The sequence below is a fragment of the Streptomyces sp. NBC_01171 genome (assembly GCF_045039805.1).
GTDB lineage: Bacteria > Actinomycetota > Actinomycetes > Streptomycetales > Streptomycetaceae > Streptomyces.
In genome coordinates, this window is sequence record NZ_CP108609.1 from 2,615,712 (window position 1) to 2,634,839 (window position 19,128).

Below are 19,128 nucleotides of genomic sequence, written 5' to 3' on the forward strand. Positions count from 1 at the left end.
TCACGCCCGCCATGCTCCCAACGACACGCGCTTTCCCGGCGTAACAGGCGAACCTCCGAAGTGTCGCCCAATATATGTTTATGTGCCTTTTCACACAGAGGGGTGAGCCGTGACGCAGAGCACCGCACTCTCCCTGACCCCTGATCAGGCGTTCGACGCGCTGTACGCGTTCTGCGCCCCCGCCCTGGTCCGCCAGACCTATCTGCTCACCGGGCGGCGGGAGTTGGCCCGCGAGGCGGTGGAGCGGGCGTTCCAGGCGGCCTGGCAGCGCTGGCCCGAGGTGGCCCGCGACCGCGACCCGGGCGGCTGGGTCCGGGCGACGGCGTACGAGTACGCCCTCTCCCCCTGGCACGGCTTCCGCCCCCGCTACCGCACCCCCGAGCCCCCACCCGCCGACCCCGACGACCGCGCCCTGCTGAACGCGCTGCTCCGGCTCCCGCCCTCCTACCGCCGCACCCTCCTGCTGTACGACGGCGTCGGGCTCGACCTGCCCGAGACGGCGGCCGAGACCGAGGCGAGCACCCCGGCCGCGGCCGGCCGGCTGACCCGCGCCCGCGAGGCCGTCGCCGCCCAGGTACCGGAGCTGGCCGACCCGGCCGCCCTGCACCGGCGCCTGACCGAACTCGCCTCCACCGAACGGCTCCGCGCCGACGCCCCGACCACCGTCCGCACCTCGGGCGAGCGCCGCAACGCCTTCTGGACCCGCGCCGCCATCGCCTTCACCGTCGCCATCATCGGCGCGACCGGCCTCACCCTGCGCACGGCGCCCACGCACTACGAGGCGCCCGTCGCCCCCGCCCAGGCCGTGCGAGGGGTGCCCCCGGCCCCCGCCCTCGGCCCGCTCTCGTCGACCGAGCTGACCCTCCGCGCCAAGCTGCGCGGGGAGTCGGGCAACGGCCCGGAACGGCTGGCGCCGTCGCCCGGCTGACCCCGGGCGCGGAAAACAGCGGCGGGCCCGCCCCCCAGAAGGGGACGGGCCCGCCGGTGTGCTGCCCTGGGGCGCCGAGCGTCAGGCGCTCAGGATCTCCCGCGCCAGCTTGGCCGTCTCGGTCGGCGTCTTGCCGACCTTGACGCCCGCGGCCTCGAGGGCCTCCTTCTTCGCCTGGGCGGTGCCGGACGAACCGGAGACGATCGCGCCGGCGTGGCCCATCGTCTTGCCCTCGGGCGCGGTGAAGCCCGCGACGTAGCCGACGACCGGCTTGGTCACGTTGTCCTTGATGAACGCGGCCGCGCGCTCCTCGGCGTCGCCACCGATCTCACCGATCATCACGATCAGGTCGGTGTCGGGGTCGTCCTGGAACGCGGCCAGGGCGTCGATGTGCGTGGTGCCGATGATCGGGTCGCCACCGATGCCGACGGCGGTCGAGAAGCCCAGGTCACGCAGCTCGTACATCATCTGGTACGTCAGCGTGCCGGACTTCGAGACCAGGCCGATGCGGCCCGGCTTGGTGATGTCGCCCGGGATGATGCCGACGTTGGACTGGCCCGGCGTGATGATGCCGGGGCAGTTCGGGCCGATGATCCGGGTCTTGTTGCCCTTCTTGCCGGCGTACGCCCAGAAGGCGGCCGTGTCGTGCACGGCGATGCCCTCGGTGATCACGACGGCCAGCGGGATCTCGGCGTCGATCGCCTCGACGACGGCGTCCTTGGTGAACTTCTCCGGCACGAAGATGACGGAGACGTTGGCGCCGGTCTTCTCGATGGCCTCCTTGACGGTGCCGAAGACGGGTACCTCGGTGCCGTCGAAGTCCACGGTCTGACCCGCCTTGCGCGGGTTGACGCCGCCCACGACCTCGGTGCCGTCACCCAGCATGAGCTTGGTGTGCTTCATGCCGGTGGCGCCGGTCATGCCCTGGACGATGACCTTGCTGTCCTTGTTGAGCCAGATAGCCATGGTGTGTTGGTGTCCTCGTCCTGAGTGCTTACTTGGCGGCGGCGTGAGCCAGCTCGGCGGCCTTGTCGGCCGCGCCGTCCATGGTGTCGACGCGCTGGACCAGCGGGTGGTCGGCGTCGGTGAGGATCTTGCGGCCCAGCTCGGCGTTGTTGCCGTCGAGGCGGACGACGAGCGGCTTCTCGACCTTCTCGCCGCGCTCCTCGAGGAGCTTCAGCGCCTGGACGATGCCGTTGGCGACCTCGTCGCAGGCGGTGATGCCGCCGAAGACGTTGACGAACACGGACTTGACGTCCGGGTCGCCCAGGATGATCTCCAGGCCGTTCGCCATGACCTGGGCGGAGGCGCCGCCACCGATGTCCAGGAAGTTGGCGGGCTTCACGTTGCCGTGCTTCTCACCGGCGTACGCGACGACGTCCAGGGTGCTCATGACGAGACCCGCGCCGTTGCCGATGATGCCGACCTGGCCGTCGAGCTTGACGTAGTTGAGGCCCTTCGCCTTGGCGGCGGCCTCGAGCGGGTTGGCCGCTTCCTTGTCGTGCAGCTCTTCGTACTCGGGGTGACGGAACTCGGCGTTCTCGTCGAGCGACACCTTGCCGTCGAGCGCGAGGACGTCGCCGGAGGCGACCTTCGCCAGCGGGTTGACCTCGACGAGGAGGGCGTCCGACTTGATGAAGGTGTCCCACAGCTTGATGAGGACGTTGACGACCTTGTCCGCGACCTCGGCCGGGAACTTGGCGGCCTCGACGATCTCGCGGGCCTTGGCCTCGTCCACACCGTCGATGGCGTCGATCGGCGTCTTGGCGACGGCCTCGGGGCGGGTGGCCGCCACCTCCTCGATCTCCATGCCGCCCTCGACGGAGGCGATGGAGAGGAAGGTGCGGTTGGCACGGTCGAGGAGGAAGGAGACGTAGTACTCCTCGACGATCTCCGGAGCGGTCTCGGCGATCATCACCTTGTGGACCGTGTGGCCCTTGATGTCCATGCCGAGGATGTCCGTCGCGCGGGCGACGGCCTCGTCCGGGGTGGCGGCGAGCTTGACGCCGCCGGCCTTGCCACGACCACCGACCTTCACCTGCGCCTTGACGACGGACTTGCCGCCCAGACGCTCGGTGATCTCGCGCGCCGCCTCAGGCGTGTCGATGACTTCACCGGCCAGCACCGGTACATCGTGCTTGGCGAAGAGGTCCCTCGCCTGGTACTCGAACAGGTCCACGCGCTTCCGTCCCTATCAGTGATCTCGCGGTCGTTGGATGCGTGGGCGTGCCGCGAAGGGCAACGTGACGTCCGCTTGTCACAAGGGGTGCGCACACGGTGTCCGAGCGCGCGGCATGTCCGTCTCGCAGGTTATCCCTGCTTGCCGGGGGCCTCTAAATCGCGGGTCACACCTGAGCGGTGATACCTGTCACATGATGCCGTTTTCCCTGACACGCCGTGCCTCTTGGGGTGCATTTGTTCGACCGGTACCCCTATCCAGCTTGTCACGCGGTGTCCGGTATGGGCAGCGGACGCTTCTCGATCGCGGCGGCCATCACCTCCGGGAAGAGGTCCGGGGTGCAGGCGAACGCCGGGGCGCCGAGCGCGGCCAGCGCGGCCGCGTGCTCCCGGTCGTAGGCGGGCGCCCCCTCGTCGGAGAGCGCGAGCAGGGTCACGAACTGCACGCCGGACGCCTTCATCGCCGCGACCCGCTTCAGCATCTCGTCCCGGATGCCGCCCTCGTACAGGTCGCTGATCAGCACGACCACCGTCTCGGCGGGCCGGGTGATCTTCGACTGGCAGTAGGCGAGCGCCCGGTTGATGTCGGTGCCGCCACCGAGCTGGGTGCCGAAGAGCACGTCCACCGGGTCGTCGAGCTGGTCGGTGAGGTCGACGACGGAGGTGTCGAAGACGACCATGCGGGTGCTGATCGACCGCATCGAGGCGAGCACCGCCCCGAACACCGACGCGTAGACCACCGACGCGGCCATCGAGCCGGACTGGTCGATGCAGAGGATCACCTCCTTCTTCACCGACTGGGCGGCACGCCCGTACCCGATGAGCCGCTCCGGCACGATCGTCCGGTACTCCGGCAGGTAGTGCTTGAGGTTGGCCGCGACGGTGCGGTTCCAGTCGATGTCGTGGTGGCGCGGCCGGCTGACGCGGGCGCTGCGGTCCAGGGCGCCGGTGAGGGTGGCTCGGGTACGGGTCGCCAGCCGCTTCTCCAGGTCCTCGACCACCTTGCGCACGACCGCCCGCGCGGTCTCCTTGGTGGTCTCCGGCATCGCCTTGTTGAGCGAGAGCAGGGTGCCGACCAGGTGGACGTCGGCCTCCACCGCCTCCAGCATCTCCGGCTCCAGCAGCAGCGCGGCCAGCCCGAGCCGGTCGATGGCGTCGCGCTGCATGACCTGCACGACGGAGGAGGGGAAGTAGGTGCGGATGTCCCCGAGCCAGCGCGCCACGGAGGGCGCCGAACCGCCGAGTCCCGCCGAGCGCTCCCGTCCCGCCGGGCTCTTGCCCGCCTTGTCGCCCCGGCCGTACAGCGCGGTCAGGGTGCCGTCCATCGCCGCGTCCCGGCCGGACAGCGCGACCCCGGTGCCGTCCGCCTGGTCCCCGCCGAGCACCAGCCGCCACCGGCGCAACCGCTCCGCGTCGCCGTCGAGTCGTGTCGTCCCGTTCGTCATGCCCCCACCCCCGCGAGGTCGTCTTCCATCGGTTGCCGCTGCTCTGGTGTCAGGCCGAGCAGCAGGTGCAGCACCGGCAGCACGGCGTCCGCGCGTCCGGCGTCGGGTTCCGGCGCGAAGCCGGACGAGGTCGCCGGGTGGCCCACGGCCCCGGCGCCAGCGCCCGGACCGCGCCGGACCAGCTCGCCGAGCGTCCTGCGCACACCGGGCTCGTACGCCGAGAAGGTGCGGCGCAGCAGCGGCAGCACGTCGGTGAACGCGTCGGCTGGTACGGAGGTCAGCCAGGCGTCGACCAACCCGAGCAGCCGCTCGTCGTGCACCAGCAGCAGCCCTCCCCCGCCCCCGCCGACGAACCCCTCCACCCACGCGGCCGCGTCACCGGGCGGGGTTCCCGGCGACAGGGCCAGCCCCATCAACCGGGCCACGTCCTCGGCCTCCAGCTCCCCGTCGTCCAGCAGCAGCCGCACGGCCCGGCCCCGGAGCAGACCGGGCACGGTGTCCCGCTGGGACAGGGTGCGCAGCACCGCGCGCCAGCGCGGCCGGAGGTCGTCGTGCCCGGTGAGCGTCTCGGCGAGCAGTCCGACCGCGCCGTGCACGGCGTCGACATGGCCCCGCATCTCCTGGGCGGCGTCGGTGTCCAGGGTGGTGCAGGCGGGCGGGAGCCCGATGAAGACGCGCTCCGCGAGGGCGGCCGCGACATCGGCCAGCGCACCGGTGTCGGTGCCGCGCACGTCGCCGTAGCGCAGCGAGCGGACCAGGGCGGGGAGCGCCTGGGCGAGGTGGCTCACGTCGGCATCCAGAGCCGCGCGGTCGGCGAGCACCCGCATCACCACGGGCAGCGCGTCCGGCAGCCCGGCGAGCAGGCACTGCTCGGCCAGCGCGGTCACGTCGGCCAGTGTCCGCGCGCCGACCGCGTCCGCCTCGGCCTTGGCGGTGGCGGCGCCCAGCACGGTGGTGCCCCACACCCCGGCCTCGGCGATCCGTACCGACAGCTCCGGTTCCCAGCGCAGCCGCCAGGTCTCCCGGAAGGTGCCCGTGCTCCCGCGCGAGCGGGCCGGTTCGCCCCAGCCGACGCCGAGCAGCCGGAGCCGGTGCAGCAGCCGGCCGCGCGCGGCATCGGTGTCCTTGCGCAGGTCCAGCTCCAGCTCGCGCTCCAGTGCCTCCGGCTTGAGCCGCAGCCGGCGCTGCTCACGGGCCAGGTCCCGCTGCAAGGGCACCGCGGGCGCGGACTCCGGGACCTCGCCCAGCACGTCCCCGACCACCAGCCGGTCGTACACCAGGGACAGCGGCACGTCCGAGCCCTCGCACAGCACCGCCCGCACGGCATCCGTGGTCTCGGTGAGGCCGGGCAGCGGGCGGCCGCGCATCACCGCGAGGGTGTCGGCCAGCCGGACCGCCTCGATGACGTGGGCGGAGGACACGATCCGGTCCTCCGCCCGCAGCAGCCCGGCGACCTTGGTGAGCCACCGCTCCACCGGCCGGTCCGGCGCCCCGAACAGGTGGGCGTACCAGCCCGGCGAGTCGATACCGGCGCCGTAACCGCTGGCCCGGGCCAGCCTGCGGTGGGTCCAGGGCACCCAGGTCAGGTCGGTCTTGAGCTTGGGCAGGCCCTTGAGGAGCGCCCGGTCTGCGGTGACGGTGGCCTTCGCGCGGAGGGCGGGCACGTGCCAGGCGCCGCAGACCACGGCCACCTCGTCCCCGAACTCCTTGCGGGCGGCGCGGATCTGGAGCCGCATGTACGCCTCGCGCACGAGGTCGCGCGGCCGGCCGCCGTCACCGTACCGCTCCCGCAGGGCGCCCATGGCGTCCTCCAGCGCGGCGAACGGCGTGAACGGCTCGCTCCTGCCCGGACCCCGGTGCTCGACGGCGTCCTCCCACCAGCGCTCGGGGTCGTCGTACCCGGCGGCCTCGGCCAGGGCGGCGAGCGGGTCCACGCGCGCGTGCTCGGCCTCTTCCGCCGCCTCTTCTTCCGGGTCGCCGGGGGCCTCCTCCCAGGCCAGCGTGTGGGTCGCGGGCAGGTCGATGAAGCGGGCCGGGACGCCCCGCTCGACGGCCCACCGGATCGCCACCCACTCGGGGCTGAACTCCGCCATCGGCCAGAACGCCGAGCGGCCGGGCTCGTCCACGGCGTGGGCGAGCAGGGCGACCGGCGGACGCAGGCCGGGATCGGCGGCCAGCGGGATCAGCGGGTCGGCCTCGGGCGGGCCCTCGATGAGGACGACGGCGGGCGAGGCCGCGTCCAGCGCGGCCCGCACCGCCCGCGCGGAGCCCGGCCCGTGGTGCCGGACGCCCAGCAGCAGCGGGCCCGCCTCGAACGCCCCGGCCGGGGGCGGGGCCTCGCTCACGCGCTCACCTCCCGGCAGGCCCGGTAGAAGTCCGTCCACCCGTCGCGCTCGCGCACGACCGTCTCCAGGTACTCCTGCCAGACGACCCGGTCGGCGGCCGGGTCCCGCACCACGGCACCGAGGATGCCCGCGGCCACGTCCCCGGCGCGCAGCACGCCGTCACCGAAGTGGGCGGCCAGGGCCAGGCCGTTGGTGACGACGGAGATGGCCTCCGCCGTGGACAGGGTGCCGCTCGGCGACTTCAGCTTGGTGCGGCCGTCGGTGGTCACGCCGTCGCGCAACTCGCGGAAGACGGTGACGACACGGCGGATCTCGTCCAGGCCCTCGGGCGCCTGCGGCAGGTCGAGCGAGCGGCCCATCTGGTCGACGCGGCGGCTGACGATGTCGACCTCGGCGTCGGCGCTCTCCGGCAGCGGCAGCACCACCGTGTTGAAGCGGCGGCGCAGTGCGCTGGAGAGGTCGTTGACGCCCCGGTCGCGGTCGTTGGCCGTGGCGATGAGGTTGAAGCCGCGCACGGCCTGCACCTCCTGGCCCAGCTCGGGGATCGGCAGGGTCTTCTCGGACAGGATCGTGATCAGCGTGTCCTGCACATCGGCCGGTATCCGGGTCAGCTCCTCGACCCGCGCCGTCATGCCCTCGGCCATGGCCCGCATGACGGGGCTGGGCACCAAGGCGTCCCGGCTCGGGCCGTGGGCGAGCAGGCGGGCGTAGTTCCAGCCGTACCGGATCGCCTCCTCCGGGGTGCCGGCGGTGCCCTGCACCAGCAGGGTGGAGTCGCCGCTGACGGCGGCCGCGAGGTGCTCCGACACCCAGGTCTTGGCCGTGCCGGGCACGCCGAGCAGGAGCAGGGCGCGGTCGGTGGCCAGCGTGGTGACGGCGACCTCGACGATCCGGCGCGGGCCCACGTACTTGGGTGTGATCACGGTGCCGTCCGCCAGCGTGCCGCCGAGCAGGTATGTGGCGACCGCCCACGGCGACAGTTTCCAGCGCTCCGGGCGCGGCCGGTCGTCCTGGGCGGCGAGCGCGGTGAGTTCGGCGGCGAAGGCGTCTTCGGCGTGCGGTCGCAACGCCTGCGGCGCCTGGCTCGGGATCGGTTCGACGTTCGTGGGTTCCATGGAAACAGTCATGGCTGAGGCCCCCTCCAGCTCGGCCGTGGGTCATCTGGCATCCACCATGCAGCACCCCACTGACAATCGCTCTGACCTGCACGAACGCCTTCCGATGACCGATTGTCAGTGGGGCGTTCTAACGTCGTTGGCATGACTCAGCAGGGGGTGCGCCGGACCGCGGAGCAGGTGCTGGACCTGGCGCCTGACGCGTCGTCGCGCAAAGCGGGAAGCAAACTGGGTGTGGCGGGGCCGTGGTCCGGTGCGGGCAGCGGCCGGGAGGGGGTGGTGTGGGGACTGTGCAAGGGCAGCGGCAGCAAGCCGTACCAGACGGTGGTGGACCTGTCGGACCCCGCCGGGCCCGCGTACAAGTGCAGTTGTCCGAGCCGTAAGTTCCCGTGCAAGCACGCGCTCGGGCTGCTGCTGCTCTGGGCCGGGGACGAGGGTGCGGTGCCCGAGTCGGAGGCGGCGCCGGACTGGGCCGAGCAGTGGCTCGCGGGCCGGCGCGGGCGGGCGGAGGCCAAGAAGACGCAGGCGGCGAGCGGTTCGGCGGCCGATCCCGAGGCCGCGCGGAAGCGCGCGGAGCGCCGGGACCAGCGGGTCACCGCGGGCGCGACCGAGCTGGAGCGCCGCCTCGCCGACCTGCTCCGCGACGGCCTGGCCTCGGCCGAGCGGGCCGGGTACGGGCTGTGGGAGGAGACGGCGGCCCGGATGGTCGACGCCCAGGCACCCGGACTCGCTTCGCGTGTACGGGAGTTGGGAGCCATACCGGCCTCCGGTACGGGCTGGCCCGCCCGGCTGCTGGAGGAGTGCGCCCTGCTCCACCTGCTCGACCAGGGCTGGCTGCACCGCGACCGGCTCCCGGACGCCCTCGCGGCCACGGTCCGCGCCCGCCTCGGCCTGCCCACCTCGGCGGACGGGCCACCGGTGCGCGACCACTGGCAGGTGCTCGCGCAGTACGACACGGCCGACGCCAAGCTGACCACCCGCCGCATCTGGCTGCACGGCGCGGAGTCGGGCCGCACCCGCCTGCTCCTCTCCTTCGGCGCGGCGGGCCGGGCGCCCGAACTCTCCCTGCCGGTCGGCCTGTCCCTGGACGCGGACCTGTCCGAGTACCCCGGCGCGGGCCAGATCCGGGCCACCCTGGGCGAACGGCACGCCCCGGCGGCCCCCGCCACCTCCCGCCCACCCGGCACCACGACGACCCAGGCCCTCGCCTCCTACGGCGAGGCCCTCCGCGCAGACCCCTGGCTGGACTCCGTCCCCGTCACCCTGGACGCGGTCATACCCGTGCCGGAGGACACCTCCGGCTCCTGGCACCTGTCCGACGCCGGCTCGGACACCGCCCTGCCGCTGACCCCGTCGTTCCTGGCCCGTCCGGGCCTGTGGCGGCTGGTCGCGCTGGCCGGAGGGGCTCCGCTCACGGTCTTCGGCGAGTGCGGCCACCGAGGCTTCACGCCCCTGACGGCGTGGGCGGAAGGGACGGCCGCGCCGGTGAGCCTCTGTTGAACACCCCGCCCACGTCCACGACCCGCCCGGAAGGGAACCCCATGACCACGGCGCCCACCTGGGACGACCTCCTCACCACCGCCCTCCTGGGCACCGACCGCCGCCCCCTCCCGGTCGACCCCGCCGGCCGCGAGGTCCCGGCCGCCCTGCTGGACGCCGCCGCCGTGGCGGCCGTACGGCGCCGGGCCGGCCTGCGCCCCGGACGGGCGGGCACACGTCCGGAACCCGCTCCCGCGGACACCCGCCCCGCCCTGCCACCCGCCGCTGCCCACCGCCTCACGCTGCTCCTGGCCGACCGCCCCGGCGGAGGCGGCGGCCGCCGAGGCAGCACCCCCGACCTGACCGAGCTCCTCCCCCAATGGCTCGCGGCAGCCAACGCGCACGGTTACGCGGCACCCCCGCAGGCGGTGCCCGCCCTGCTGGACGCGGCCCGCGCCCGTACCGATCTCCGCCCGGCCGCGCTGGAGTTCGCGGGCGCGCGGGCCCTGTGGCTGGCCCGGCTGAACCCGGACTGGCGGTTCGCCCAGCGCTCGGCCTCAGGGGGCACCTCGGCGCTGCCCGGCGCCGAGGACGACGCGGGGGTACGACGGCTGTGGCAGGAGGGGCTGTTCGCGGAACGTGTCGCCCTGCTGACCGCCCTCCGCGCCCGAACCCCCTCCGCCGCACGGGAGTTGCTCGTGGAGACCTGGGCGCAGGAGCGGGCCGAGGACCGGCTGATGTTCCTGGACTCGCTGCGCGCGGGCCTGTCGGCCGACGACGAGCCCTTCCTGGAGCAGGCGCTCGGCGACCGCAGCCGGAACGTCCGGGCGACGGCGGCCGAGCTGCTGTCCACGCTGCCCGGCTCGGCGCTCGCCGCGCGGATGGCGAAGCGGGCCGCGACCTGCGTCGCCCTGGACCACACAGGCAGCACGGCCGCGATCGTCGTGGAGGCACCGACCGCCTGCGACCCGGAGATGGAGCGCGACGGCGTGACCGCCAGACCCCCGGCGGGCCGGGGTGAACGGTCCTGGTGGCTGGGCCAGTTGGTGGAGTCGGCATCGCTGGACACGTGGCCGGACCGGCTCGGCGGCCGTACCCCGGAGCAGATCGTGGCGCTGCCCGTGACGGACGACTGGCAGGGCGAACTGCACGCCGCCTGGTGCCGTGCCGCCGTACGGCAGCGGGACGCGCGGTGGGCGCGGGCGCTGCTGGGTTCGCCGTCGGCACCGGAGGCGGGCGGTCCCGGCGCGGTGTCCCTGGCGGACCGGGCCAAGCTGCTGGCCGCGCTGGAGGCGGACGAACGCGCCACGTGGGTGGCGGGGTTCATAGCCGGACACGGCCTGTCCGAGGCGTTCCAGTTGCTCGGGGTGTGCGCCCTGCCGTGGACGGCACCGCTGGGCCGCGCGGTCGTGGACGCCCTCGACATCGCGCGGGAGGCGGGCAGTTACCCATGGAGCTTCAGCGGGGTGATGGGTCTGGCCGAGCGCTGCCTCGACCCGGCGGAGACGGCCCGGCTGGACAGCCTGCTGGCCGTGCCCGACGAGCGGGAGGACGCCTCCCCCGGCGCCGGGGGCTACTGGGCGGAGGCGTTCCAGCGGCTGGCGACCACCCTGCGGCTGCGCGCGGCGATGGTGCGCGAGCTGGCCTCGGACGATCGGCCCTGAGCGGGCTCAGCCGGAGGCGGCCGGCTGACGCGCGTTCTTCCGCACCCACTCCACGATGGTCGTGGTGGTCGCACCCGGCGTGAAGATCTCGGCGACACCCTTCTCGCGCAGCGGCGGGATGTCCTCCTCGGGGATGATGCCGCCGCCGAAGACGAGGATGTCGGCGGCGTCGCGCTCCTTGAGGAGGTCGATGACGGCCGCGAAGAGCGTGTTGTGGGCGCCCGAGAGGATGGACAGGCCGATCGCGTCGGCGTCCTCCTGGATCGCCGTGGCGACGATCTGCTCCGGGGTCTGGTGCAGGCCGGTGTAGATGACCTCCATGCCCGCGTCCCGCAGCGCGCGGGCGATGACCTTGGCCCCGCGATCGTGGCCGTCGAGCCCCGGCTTGGCCACCACCACGCGGATCGGACCGGCTGCCACACCCATCACTGCCTCCATCAAGCGACCACCATCAAGGGACCGAAGCGGCCGCTTCCGTCCCGTACCGACAAGTACCGCACACCTGGCACGTTCCGCCACCTGTCGAAAGTGAACGAACGTTATCCCCAGCATCCCGCAGCGGACTGTTTCACGGCACCCCGCGAGGGGGAAATCACATGGTGGGACATGAGGGCACGCGGAGGACAGAGCCGCCCCCCGCGTGCCGACAGGAGGTCGGCCAATGAAGGTCACCGGGGTATTGCCACTCTTCCTCCCGATCTGCCGTCGTCTCTGGCCCGGCAGACTGGCCTCCGTGTCCGTGACGCTGGTGAAGGCCACCGCACTGGAGGCCGCGATCCTGGCCGGTCACATGCTGCTGTACCCGACCGGCCTCACCCAGGAGCGCCGCCAGGCCGCCCTTCCCGCGCCGGCGGGCACGGCGAGGCTGCCTGTGCCGACCGGTCCGCCGGTCGTCCTGGTGCACGGCTTCATCGACAACCGCTCGGTGTTCGTCCTGCTGCGCCGCAACCTCGCCCAGCACGGCAGGCAGCGGGTGGAATCGCTGAACTACTCCCCCCTGACCTGCGACATCCGCACCGCGGCGGAGCTGCTGGGCCGGCATGTGGAGGAGATCTGCGAGCGCACCGGCAGCGCCCAGGTGGACATCGTGGGCCACAGCCTCGGGGGTCTGATCGCCCGGTACTACGCACAGTGCCTCGGCGGTGACGTCCGGGTGCGCACCGTGGTCACCCTGGGCACCCCGCACTCCGGCACGCGCGCGATTCCGCTGGCGAACGCGCACCCGATCGTGCGGCAGATGCGCCCCGACTCGCCGGTGATCGAGGAGCTGGCGCGTCCGGCACCGGGCTGCCGTACCCGGTTCGTGAGCTTCTGGAGCGACCTGGACTCCGTGATGGCCCCGCTGGAGGCGGCCTGCGTCGACCACCCCGACCTGGAGGCGCACAACATCCAGGTCAGCGGCATCGGCCACCTCGCCCTCCCGGTCCACCCCACGGTCGCCGCCGGCATACGCGAGGCCCTCGACTCCGAGGTCGCCATGAAGCGGCAGGAGGGCGGCGGCCTCACGGTCGCCTGAGAAACCCCCGCCGGGGAAACCCCGCCCACAACAGGTCGCCCGCCCTCGTTAGGTTCGACCCCATGGAGACCTGGGACCGGACCGCCGTAAGGGCACGCCTACGGGAGGCCGCGGCGCAGGACCTGGCCATGGAGCGTTTCGGGGCGAATACACACCGTTACGAACTGCGACCTCCGCTGCCGGAGCCGGAGATCCGCGCCTTCGAGACCACCCACGGCATCGGGCTGCCGCCGGAATACCGCTCCTTCGTGGGCGAGGTGGGCGACGGCCCGGCCGGCCCGGCCCATGGGCTGCTGCCGCTGATCACCCCGCACCCCGACGCCGACGACGACTGGGCGGTGGACGACGAGTGGGCGCGGGACCGACTCCCCGGCCACCTGGCCTCCCCGTTCCCGCTGACCGCGCCCGCGCCCGCGCCCGGCCGCCTCGGCGCCACCGCCGACCCGCTGACCCGAGGCACCCTGCTGCTGGCCGACGAGGGCTGCGGGATGTACTTCCGCCTCGTCCTGAACGGTCCGCACACCGGTGAGATCTGGTTCCTCGACCCCGACTGGGGCGGCTTCACTCCATTGGACCGCGACTTCCACACTTGGTACACGAAGTGGCTGGCAGCCCTGTCACAGCCTTCTCAGGGGTGACGCAGTGTCACAAACCCTCGAACACTCTTCGAACACAAGGCCAAACTCGCGTTCAGCAAACCCCGAAACACGGCCGAATGCCCGTTTCCCGTCCACACGAAACCAGCGGAAGATTGTCGCGCCCGCATACCGCCGGGTACAGTCGCCGCACTGCTCTGGCAGCCCCTGTTGTCGAGGCGAAAGAGAAGTTGGTGAACGACCGTCACCCGTCGGGGACCATGACCCCGGCTCCGGCTTCCGACGCCTCCACCGCGCACTACGCGCCGTACGGAGCACCGGAAGTCCCGTACGACGACCTCACCACGTACGGCGGTTACGACACCACCGGTTTTCCGGTGGCCGAGGCGGCCTACTCCGCCGACCCGCACCTCGGCGGCTATCCGGGCGGCCAGCACGCCACGGGCGCGTACGACACGACGCACTGGCAGACCGGCGACGGCGGGCACCTCGCCCACGACCCCTACGCGGCCCAGCAGCACACCGGGTACGACACGGGCGCCTACGACACCACCGCCTGGACCGTCCCCGCGCAGGGCACCCCCGAGGACACCGGCGCCTGGACGCAGTACGGGCAGCAGCTCGCCCCGGACCCCGCCCAGCAGTGGGACTGGGGCACCCAGACCTTCGACACCGGCGCCTACGACGCCACCCAGTGGAACACCGACGGCACACCCCCCGAGCACCAGCGGGCCGAGGAGCCGTTCGACCAGCAGGCGACGGCCACCTTCGACCAGGTGACCCACGACCCGTACGGGGACGACGCCACTTACGGCGAGTACGCGGACCACCAGTACCACGAACACCCGGACACCGACGACGAGTTGACCGGCACCGGTGAACTCCCCGCCGTCCCCGCCCTCCTGGACGACCAGGAGGAGGTCATCCCGGCCCCCCGCGCGGGTTCACGCGCCGCGGCCCGCTCCCGGCGACGCACGCCCGCCAAGCGCTCCGCGCTGCTGACCGTCGCCGTGCCCTCGGCCTGTGTGATGGGCGTGGCCGGTATCGCCGCCGCCTCGGTCGGCGACCTGACCGGTGAGACGCAGGAGGCCGCCGCCTCCGCGGCCGACACGCACACGGTCAAGCCGTCCGTGGCCAACAGCAAGCTCGACACGCAGTTGCGGACCCTGTCCGCCGGGGCCGACGACTTCACCGACCGGGTGAGCCGGACCCAGGAGCGCATCGACCTCAGGGCGCAGCAGGCGCTGGAGAAGAAGAAGGCCGCCGCCGAGGCCGCGCTCAAGGAGAGACTCCGCCCCAAGTTCGTCCTCCCGGTGCTCCAGAGGGGGCTCAGCGCCCAGTTCGGGCAGGCGGGCGTCAACTGGATGTCCGTCCACACCGGCATCGACTTCCCCGTCTCGTACGGCACCACCGTGATGGCCGCGACCGACGGTGTCGTCACCACCAAGTGGAACAGCGCCTACGGCAACATGCTGGTCCTCACCGCGAAGGACGGCACGGAGACCTGGTACTGCCACCTCTCCAGTTACCGCGTACCCTCCGGCACCTCGGTCAAGGCCGGCGAACCGGTCGCCTATTCCGGCAACTCCGGCAACTCAACCGGCCCCCACCTCCACTTCGAGGTCCGCCCGGCGGGCGGCGCCGCCATCGATCCCCTGCCGTGGCTGCGCAGCCACGGCCTGGACCCGACCTGATCCCGCTGCCCTGAAATGAACGAGCCCCGCCATTCCGGCGGGGCTCGCGTCGTCTGTCTAGAGCTTCTCGACCGGCGCGTACCGCAGCAGCAGCCGCTTGGCGTTGCCGCCGCCGAAGTCGATCGTGGCCTGCGCCTTGTCGCCCTCGCCGGCCACCGCGACCACCGTGCCGAGGCCGAACTGGTCGTGAGTGACACGGTCGCCGATCGCCAGCGACACCACCGGCTTCTCGCCGGCCCTGCGGGTGGCGAACCCCGAGGCACCGGCCGCCGAGGAGCGGGACCGGGACGAGGAAAGGGTGGACGCGACCGAGGAGGCGGCCTTGCCGAAGGAGGGCGCGGCCGAGGCACCGGTCCGCTTCCACTCCAGGTGCGTGGCCGGGATCTCCTCCAGGAACCGGGAGGGCGGGTTGTACGACGGCTGGCCCCAGGCGCTGCGCAGCGCGGCGCGGGTGAGGTAGAGCCGCTCCCGCGCGCGCGTGATGCCGACGTAGGCCAGGCGCCGCTCCTCCTCCAGCTCCTTGGTCTGGTTGAGGGCGCGCATGTGCGGGAAGACGCCGTCCTCCATGCCGGTGAGGAACACGACCGGGAACTCCAGGCCCTTGGCGGTGTGCAGGGTCATCAGCGTGATGACGCCGTCGCCGTCCTCCTCGTCCGGGATCTGGTCCGAGTCGGCGACGAGCGCGACCCGCTCCAGGAACTCGGCCAGCGTGCCCTGCTCGCCGTCCTCGCGCTCCTGCTCGAACTCCAGCGCCACGGCCGCGAGTTCCTGGAGGTTCTCGATCCGGGTCTCGTCCTGCGGGTCGGTGGACGCCTGGAGTTCGGCGAGGTAGCCGGTGCGCTCGAGGACCGCCTCCAGCACGGTGGCCGGCCCGGCACCGGACTCGACGATGGTGCGCAGGTCGTCCATGAGCGCGTTGAACCGCCGGACCGCGTTGGTGGAGCGCGCGGCCATGCCGTACGCCTCGTCCACCCGCTTCAGTGCCTGCGGAAAGCTGATCTTCTCGCGCTGGGCGAGGGCGTCGATCATCGCCTCGGCGCGCTCCCCGATGCCCCGCTTGGGCACGTTGAGGATGCGGCGCATCGGCACCGAGTCCTCGGGGTTGGCGAGGACGCGCAGGTAGGCCAGGACGTCCCGGACCTCCTTGCGCTCGTAGAAGCGCACCCCACCGACGACCTTGTACGGCAGGCCGACCCGGATGAAGATCTCCTCGAACACACGGGACTGGGCGTTGGTGCGGTAGAACACCGCCACGTCCCCGGCCTTGGCGTCGCCCGCGTCGGTGAGGCGGTCTATCTCGTCGGCGACGAACTGCGCCTCGTCGTGCTCGGTGTCCGCGACATAGCCGGTGATGCCCGCGCCCTGGCCGGCGTTGGTCCACAGGTTCTTGGGGCGGCGGGACTCGTTGCGCTCGATGACCGCGTTGGCGGCGGACAGGATGGTCTGCGTGGAGCGGTAGTTCTGCTCCAGCAGGATCGTCGTCGCGTCCGGGTAGTCCTCCTCGAACTGGAGGATGTTGCGGATGGTCGCGCCCCGGAAGGCGTAGATCGACTGGTCCGCGTCACCCACGACGCACAGCTCGGCGGGCGGGACATCGTACTCGTTGGGCGGCACGTCGGCGTCTTCCTCGGCGCGAGCCCCGGTGCCGACCAGCTCGCGGACCAGCGCGTACTGCGCGTGGTTGGTGTCCTGGTACTCGTCGACCATGACGTGCCGGAAGCGGCGGTGGTAGTGCTCGGCCACGTCCGGGAAGGCGCGCAGCAGGTTGACCGTCGTCATGATCAGGTCGTCGAAGTCGAGCGCGTTGGCCTCGCGCAGCCGCGACTGGTAGAGCGCGTACGCCTGGGCGAGGGTCTTCTCGAAGCCGTCGGTGGCCTGCGCGGCGAAGTCCTCCTCGTCGATCAGCTCGTTCTTCAGGTTGCTGATCTTGGCGCTGAAGGACTTGGGCGGGTAGCGCTTGGGGTCGAGGTCCAGGTCGCGGCAGACCAGGGCCATCAGCCGCTTGCTGTCGGCCGCGTCGTAGATCGAGAACGACGAGGTGAAGCCCAGCCTCTTCGACTCACGGCGCAAAATGCGGACGCAGGCGCTGTGGAAGGTCATGACCCACATCGCGCCCGCGCGCGGGCCGACGAGCTGCTCGACGCGCTCCTTCATCTCGCCCGCGGCCTTGTTGGTGAAGGTGATCGCGAGGATCTGGCCCGGGTGCACATGGCGCTCGGCGAGGAGGTGGGCGATGCGGTGGGTGAGCACCCGCGTCTTGCCGGAACCGGCGCCCGCGACGATGAGCAGTGGGGAGCCCGCGTGGACGACGGCCGCGCGCTGGTTCTCGTTCAGCCCTTCCAGCAGGGCCGCGGCGTCGACCGGGGGGCGCGGGGCGCCGTCACGGTAGTGGGTGTCCCGGTCCGGGGGCACGTCGAACTTCCCCCCGAACAGGTCGTCCGGGACCGGCTCCGGAGCGTGCTCGTCCTCGGGCGGCGCGGACTCCTCCTCGGGTCCCCGCGGGGGCTGGAGGCTGGCCAGGAAGTTGTCGTCAAAGAGGCTGCTCATCGCTCTACGAGTCTAGGGCGCCGCACCGACAACCGGTCCCGGTCCCGGGAACCTGGCCGGAATCCCGGCGGAACGATCTCCCCACGGCCCGGTCCTCTTTTCGAGCCCCACGCGCGCGTGCCCTCCCTGCCGGGGGCGCGCCGCTCCCTAGCATCAGGGACATGTCGGGCATCTCGGGCTTGCGAACGTGGGTGGCGGAGCGTCCTCCGGCGGCGGGCACCGCCGTCATGGCGACCGCCGTGATCTCCATCGGCCTGCGCCTGGCCGGCGCCGAGGCGGTGTCCCGGATCTTCCTGGTGCCGGCCTGCCTCGCCTGGCTGACCCTCGCCGCCACCTTCGCGGTACGGCTGGCCGGGCAGCGGAGACGCTGGGCGGAGGAGGCCCGCGACCCGGCCGCGCTCACGGCGGTGGCGGCCACGGCGGTGCTCGGTACCCGTATCTCGCTGCTCGGCGTCCAGCCCCTGGCCGGGGCTCTGCTGGCGCTGGCTGCGCTGCTCTGGCCGGTGCTGCTGGTCTCCGTGCTGCGGCACTGGGGGCAGCGCATGCCTGGCACGGTGTTCATGTGTTGCGTGGCCACACAGGCGCTCGCGGTACTGGCGGCCACCCTGGGCGGGGCCGAGGCGACGACCTGGCTCGCGCACGCCGCGCTGGTGCTGTTCTGGCTGGGCCTGCTGCTCTACGCCCTCGCCCTGCCCCGCTTCGACTCCCGCCAGGTCCTCCAGGGGCCGGGCGACCACTGGATCGCGGGCGGCGCGCTGTCCATCTCGGCGCTGGCCGGCGCCCGGCTGGTCTCCGCCGACAGCGCGCGGCTGTACCTGTGGAACAAGGACGACAGCGAGGTCCTGCACCAGGTCACCGCGATCCTGCTGGTCCTGGACCTGGCCTGCTACGCGGTCCTGGTGCTGGCCGAGCTGGCGCGCCCTCGGCCACGCTACGGCCTGCTGCGCTGGGCCACCGTGTTCTCGATGGGGATGACGGCGGCGGCGACCCTCGCGGTCGCGGCCGCCCTGGACGTGTCCTGGCTGAGCGGGCCGGGGACGGTGCTGGTCTGGGTGGCGGTCGCGGTGTGGCTGGCGGCCGCCACGGGCGCGGTGCTCGCGGCGCGCACCGGGCACCGCGGCCCGCGGGAGACGGGGGCGCCGGACGTCACGTCCACAGCACGGCGATGAAGATGTTCGCCGTGGTCAGGGCACCGACCAGCCCGAACATCCCCTTGTCGACCGTCTCCTCGTCGCGCTTCACATAGACCAGCCCGAGGATGACGATCAGCAGCGCCAGCTTGATGCCGATCTTGATGTTGTTGACGTGGTGGCCGTCCGCCTCGTTGAGGCCCACCAGCACCACACCGGTGACCAGCATGGTGATCGCGCCGTGCAGCATGGCGGGCACGAAGCGGGCCGTACCCCGGCCCATCGCCTTCATCTGGGTGAGGAAGCCGCCGAGCAGCGCGGCGATGCCGATGATGTGCAGGGCGACGAAGACATGGATGAGTACGGTCATAAAAACCGAGCCTAGTTCCCGACACGCTGTCGGCCCCGTACCGGGTCCGCGTCCGGCTCACGGCTCCGGCCGATCTCACCCGCTCACGGCCTCGCGGGTCATAGCACCCCGCACCTCCCTC

14 protein-coding genes and 1 pseudogene are annotated in these 19,128 nt (G+C 72.5%); 7 read left to right on the forward strand and 8 right to left on the reverse strand.

What is annotated here, in order from left to right; all coding sequences use genetic code 11:
• Positions 1 to 133 precede the first annotated feature (133 nt).
• A pseudogene (locus tag OG448_RS11880) lies at positions 134 to 928 on the forward strand (RNA polymerase sigma factor); the annotation flags it as partial.
• Between the two features lie 81 nt (positions 929 to 1,009).
• Here OG448_RS11880 and sucD read toward each other — a convergent pair.
• The 5 genes from sucD to OG448_RS11905 form a co-directional block, all read right to left on the reverse strand.
• The gene (gene sucD, locus OG448_RS11885; protein WP_030811903.1) at positions 1,010 to 1,894 is read right to left on the reverse strand and encodes a succinate--CoA ligase subunit alpha; all 885 of its coding nucleotides are present in this window, start codon (positions 1,892 to 1,894) and stop codon (positions 1,010 to 1,012) included.
• Positions 1,895 to 1,922: 28 nt separating this feature from the next.
• Positions 1,923 to 3,107: an ADP-forming succinate--CoA ligase subunit beta gene (gene sucC / locus OG448_RS11890; protein WP_030811901.1), complete on the reverse strand. Its 1,185-nt coding sequence runs from the start codon at positions 3,105 to 3,107 to the stop codon at positions 1,923 to 1,925.
• 265 nt (positions 3,108 to 3,372) lie between these two features.
• Positions 3,373 to 4,551, reverse strand: coding sequence for a VWA domain-containing protein (locus tag OG448_RS11895; protein WP_405553402.1), 1,179 nt, complete (start codon positions 4,549 to 4,551; stop codon positions 3,373 to 3,375).
• The gene (locus OG448_RS11900) at positions 4,548 to 6,896 is read right to left on the reverse strand and encodes a DUF5682 family protein (RefSeq protein ID WP_405553404.1); all 2,349 of its coding nucleotides are present in this window, start codon (positions 6,894 to 6,896) and stop codon (positions 4,548 to 4,550) included. Before OG448_RS11900 ends, OG448_RS11895 begins: the two co-directional genes overlap by 4 nt.
• Positions 6,893 to 8,023: an AAA family ATPase gene (locus OG448_RS11905; RefSeq protein WP_405553406.1), complete on the reverse strand. Its 1,131-nt coding sequence runs from the start codon at positions 8,021 to 8,023 to the stop codon at positions 6,893 to 6,895. The genes OG448_RS11900 and OG448_RS11905 overlap by 4 nt, the downstream gene beginning before the upstream one ends.
• 132 nt (positions 8,024 to 8,155) lie before the next feature.
• Between OG448_RS11905 and OG448_RS11910 the strand changes: the two genes are divergently transcribed.
• Together OG448_RS11910 and OG448_RS11915 are read left to right on the forward strand one after the other, a co-directional pair.
• A complete protein-coding gene (locus tag OG448_RS11910; RefSeq protein ID WP_405553408.1) occupies positions 8,156 to 9,511 on the forward strand; it encodes an SWIM zinc finger domain-containing protein in 1,356 nt (451 codons plus the stop codon).
• Between the two features lie 41 nt (positions 9,512 to 9,552).
• On the forward strand, positions 9,553 to 11,154 hold the full coding sequence (locus OG448_RS11915) for a DUF5691 domain-containing protein (protein ID WP_405553410.1): 1,602 nt from the start codon (positions 9,553 to 9,555) through the stop codon (positions 11,152 to 11,154).
• Between the two features lie 6 nt (positions 11,155 to 11,160).
• On the opposite strand, the gene OG448_RS11920 is transcribed toward OG448_RS11915, so the two are convergent.
• On the reverse strand, positions 11,161 to 11,580 hold the full coding sequence (locus OG448_RS11920) for a cobalamin-dependent protein (RefSeq protein ID WP_391295168.1): 420 nt from the start codon (positions 11,578 to 11,580) through the stop codon (positions 11,161 to 11,163).
• 235 nt (positions 11,581 to 11,815) lie between these two features.
• Here OG448_RS11920 and OG448_RS11925 point away from each other — a divergent pair, with 235 nt between their 5' ends.
• From OG448_RS11925 to OG448_RS11935, 3 genes are all read left to right on the forward strand, one after another.
• A complete protein-coding gene (locus tag OG448_RS11925; RefSeq protein ID WP_405553412.1) occupies positions 11,816 to 12,670 on the forward strand; it encodes an esterase/lipase family protein in 855 nt (284 codons plus the stop codon).
• A 62-nt stretch (positions 12,671 to 12,732) separates the two neighbouring features.
• Complete coding sequence (locus tag OG448_RS11930) at positions 12,733 to 13,308, forward strand: SMI1/KNR4 family protein (RefSeq protein WP_405553413.1); 576 nt, start codon at positions 12,733 to 12,735, stop codon at positions 13,306 to 13,308.
• Between the two features lie 191 nt (positions 13,309 to 13,499).
• A complete protein-coding gene (locus tag OG448_RS11935; protein ID WP_405553415.1) occupies positions 13,500 to 14,960 on the forward strand; it encodes a M23 family metallopeptidase in 1,461 nt (486 codons plus the stop codon).
• Between the two features lie 57 nt (positions 14,961 to 15,017).
• Here OG448_RS11935 and pcrA read toward each other — a convergent pair whose 3' ends face one another.
• Entirely contained in the window at positions 15,018 to 17,507 is a 2,490-nt protein-coding gene (gene pcrA, locus OG448_RS11940) for a DNA helicase PcrA (RefSeq protein WP_405553417.1), read from the reverse strand.
• 161 nt (positions 17,508 to 17,668) lie between these two features.
• Between pcrA and OG448_RS11945 the strand changes: the two genes are divergently transcribed.
• Positions 17,669 to 18,676: a hypothetical protein gene (locus OG448_RS11945; protein ID WP_405553419.1), complete on the forward strand. Its 1,008-nt coding sequence runs from the start codon at positions 17,669 to 17,671 to the stop codon at positions 18,674 to 18,676.
• Here the strand turns inward: OG448_RS11945 and OG448_RS11950 are convergent.
• Positions 18,654 to 19,007 carry a hypothetical protein gene (locus OG448_RS11950; protein ID WP_030811871.1) on the reverse strand — a complete coding sequence of 118 codons (354 nt, stop codon included), beginning with the start codon at positions 19,005 to 19,007 and terminating at the stop codon, positions 18,654 to 18,656. The two genes, OG448_RS11945 and OG448_RS11950, sit on opposite strands and share 23 nt — an antisense overlap.
• Positions 19,008 to 19,128 lie beyond the last annotated feature (121 nt).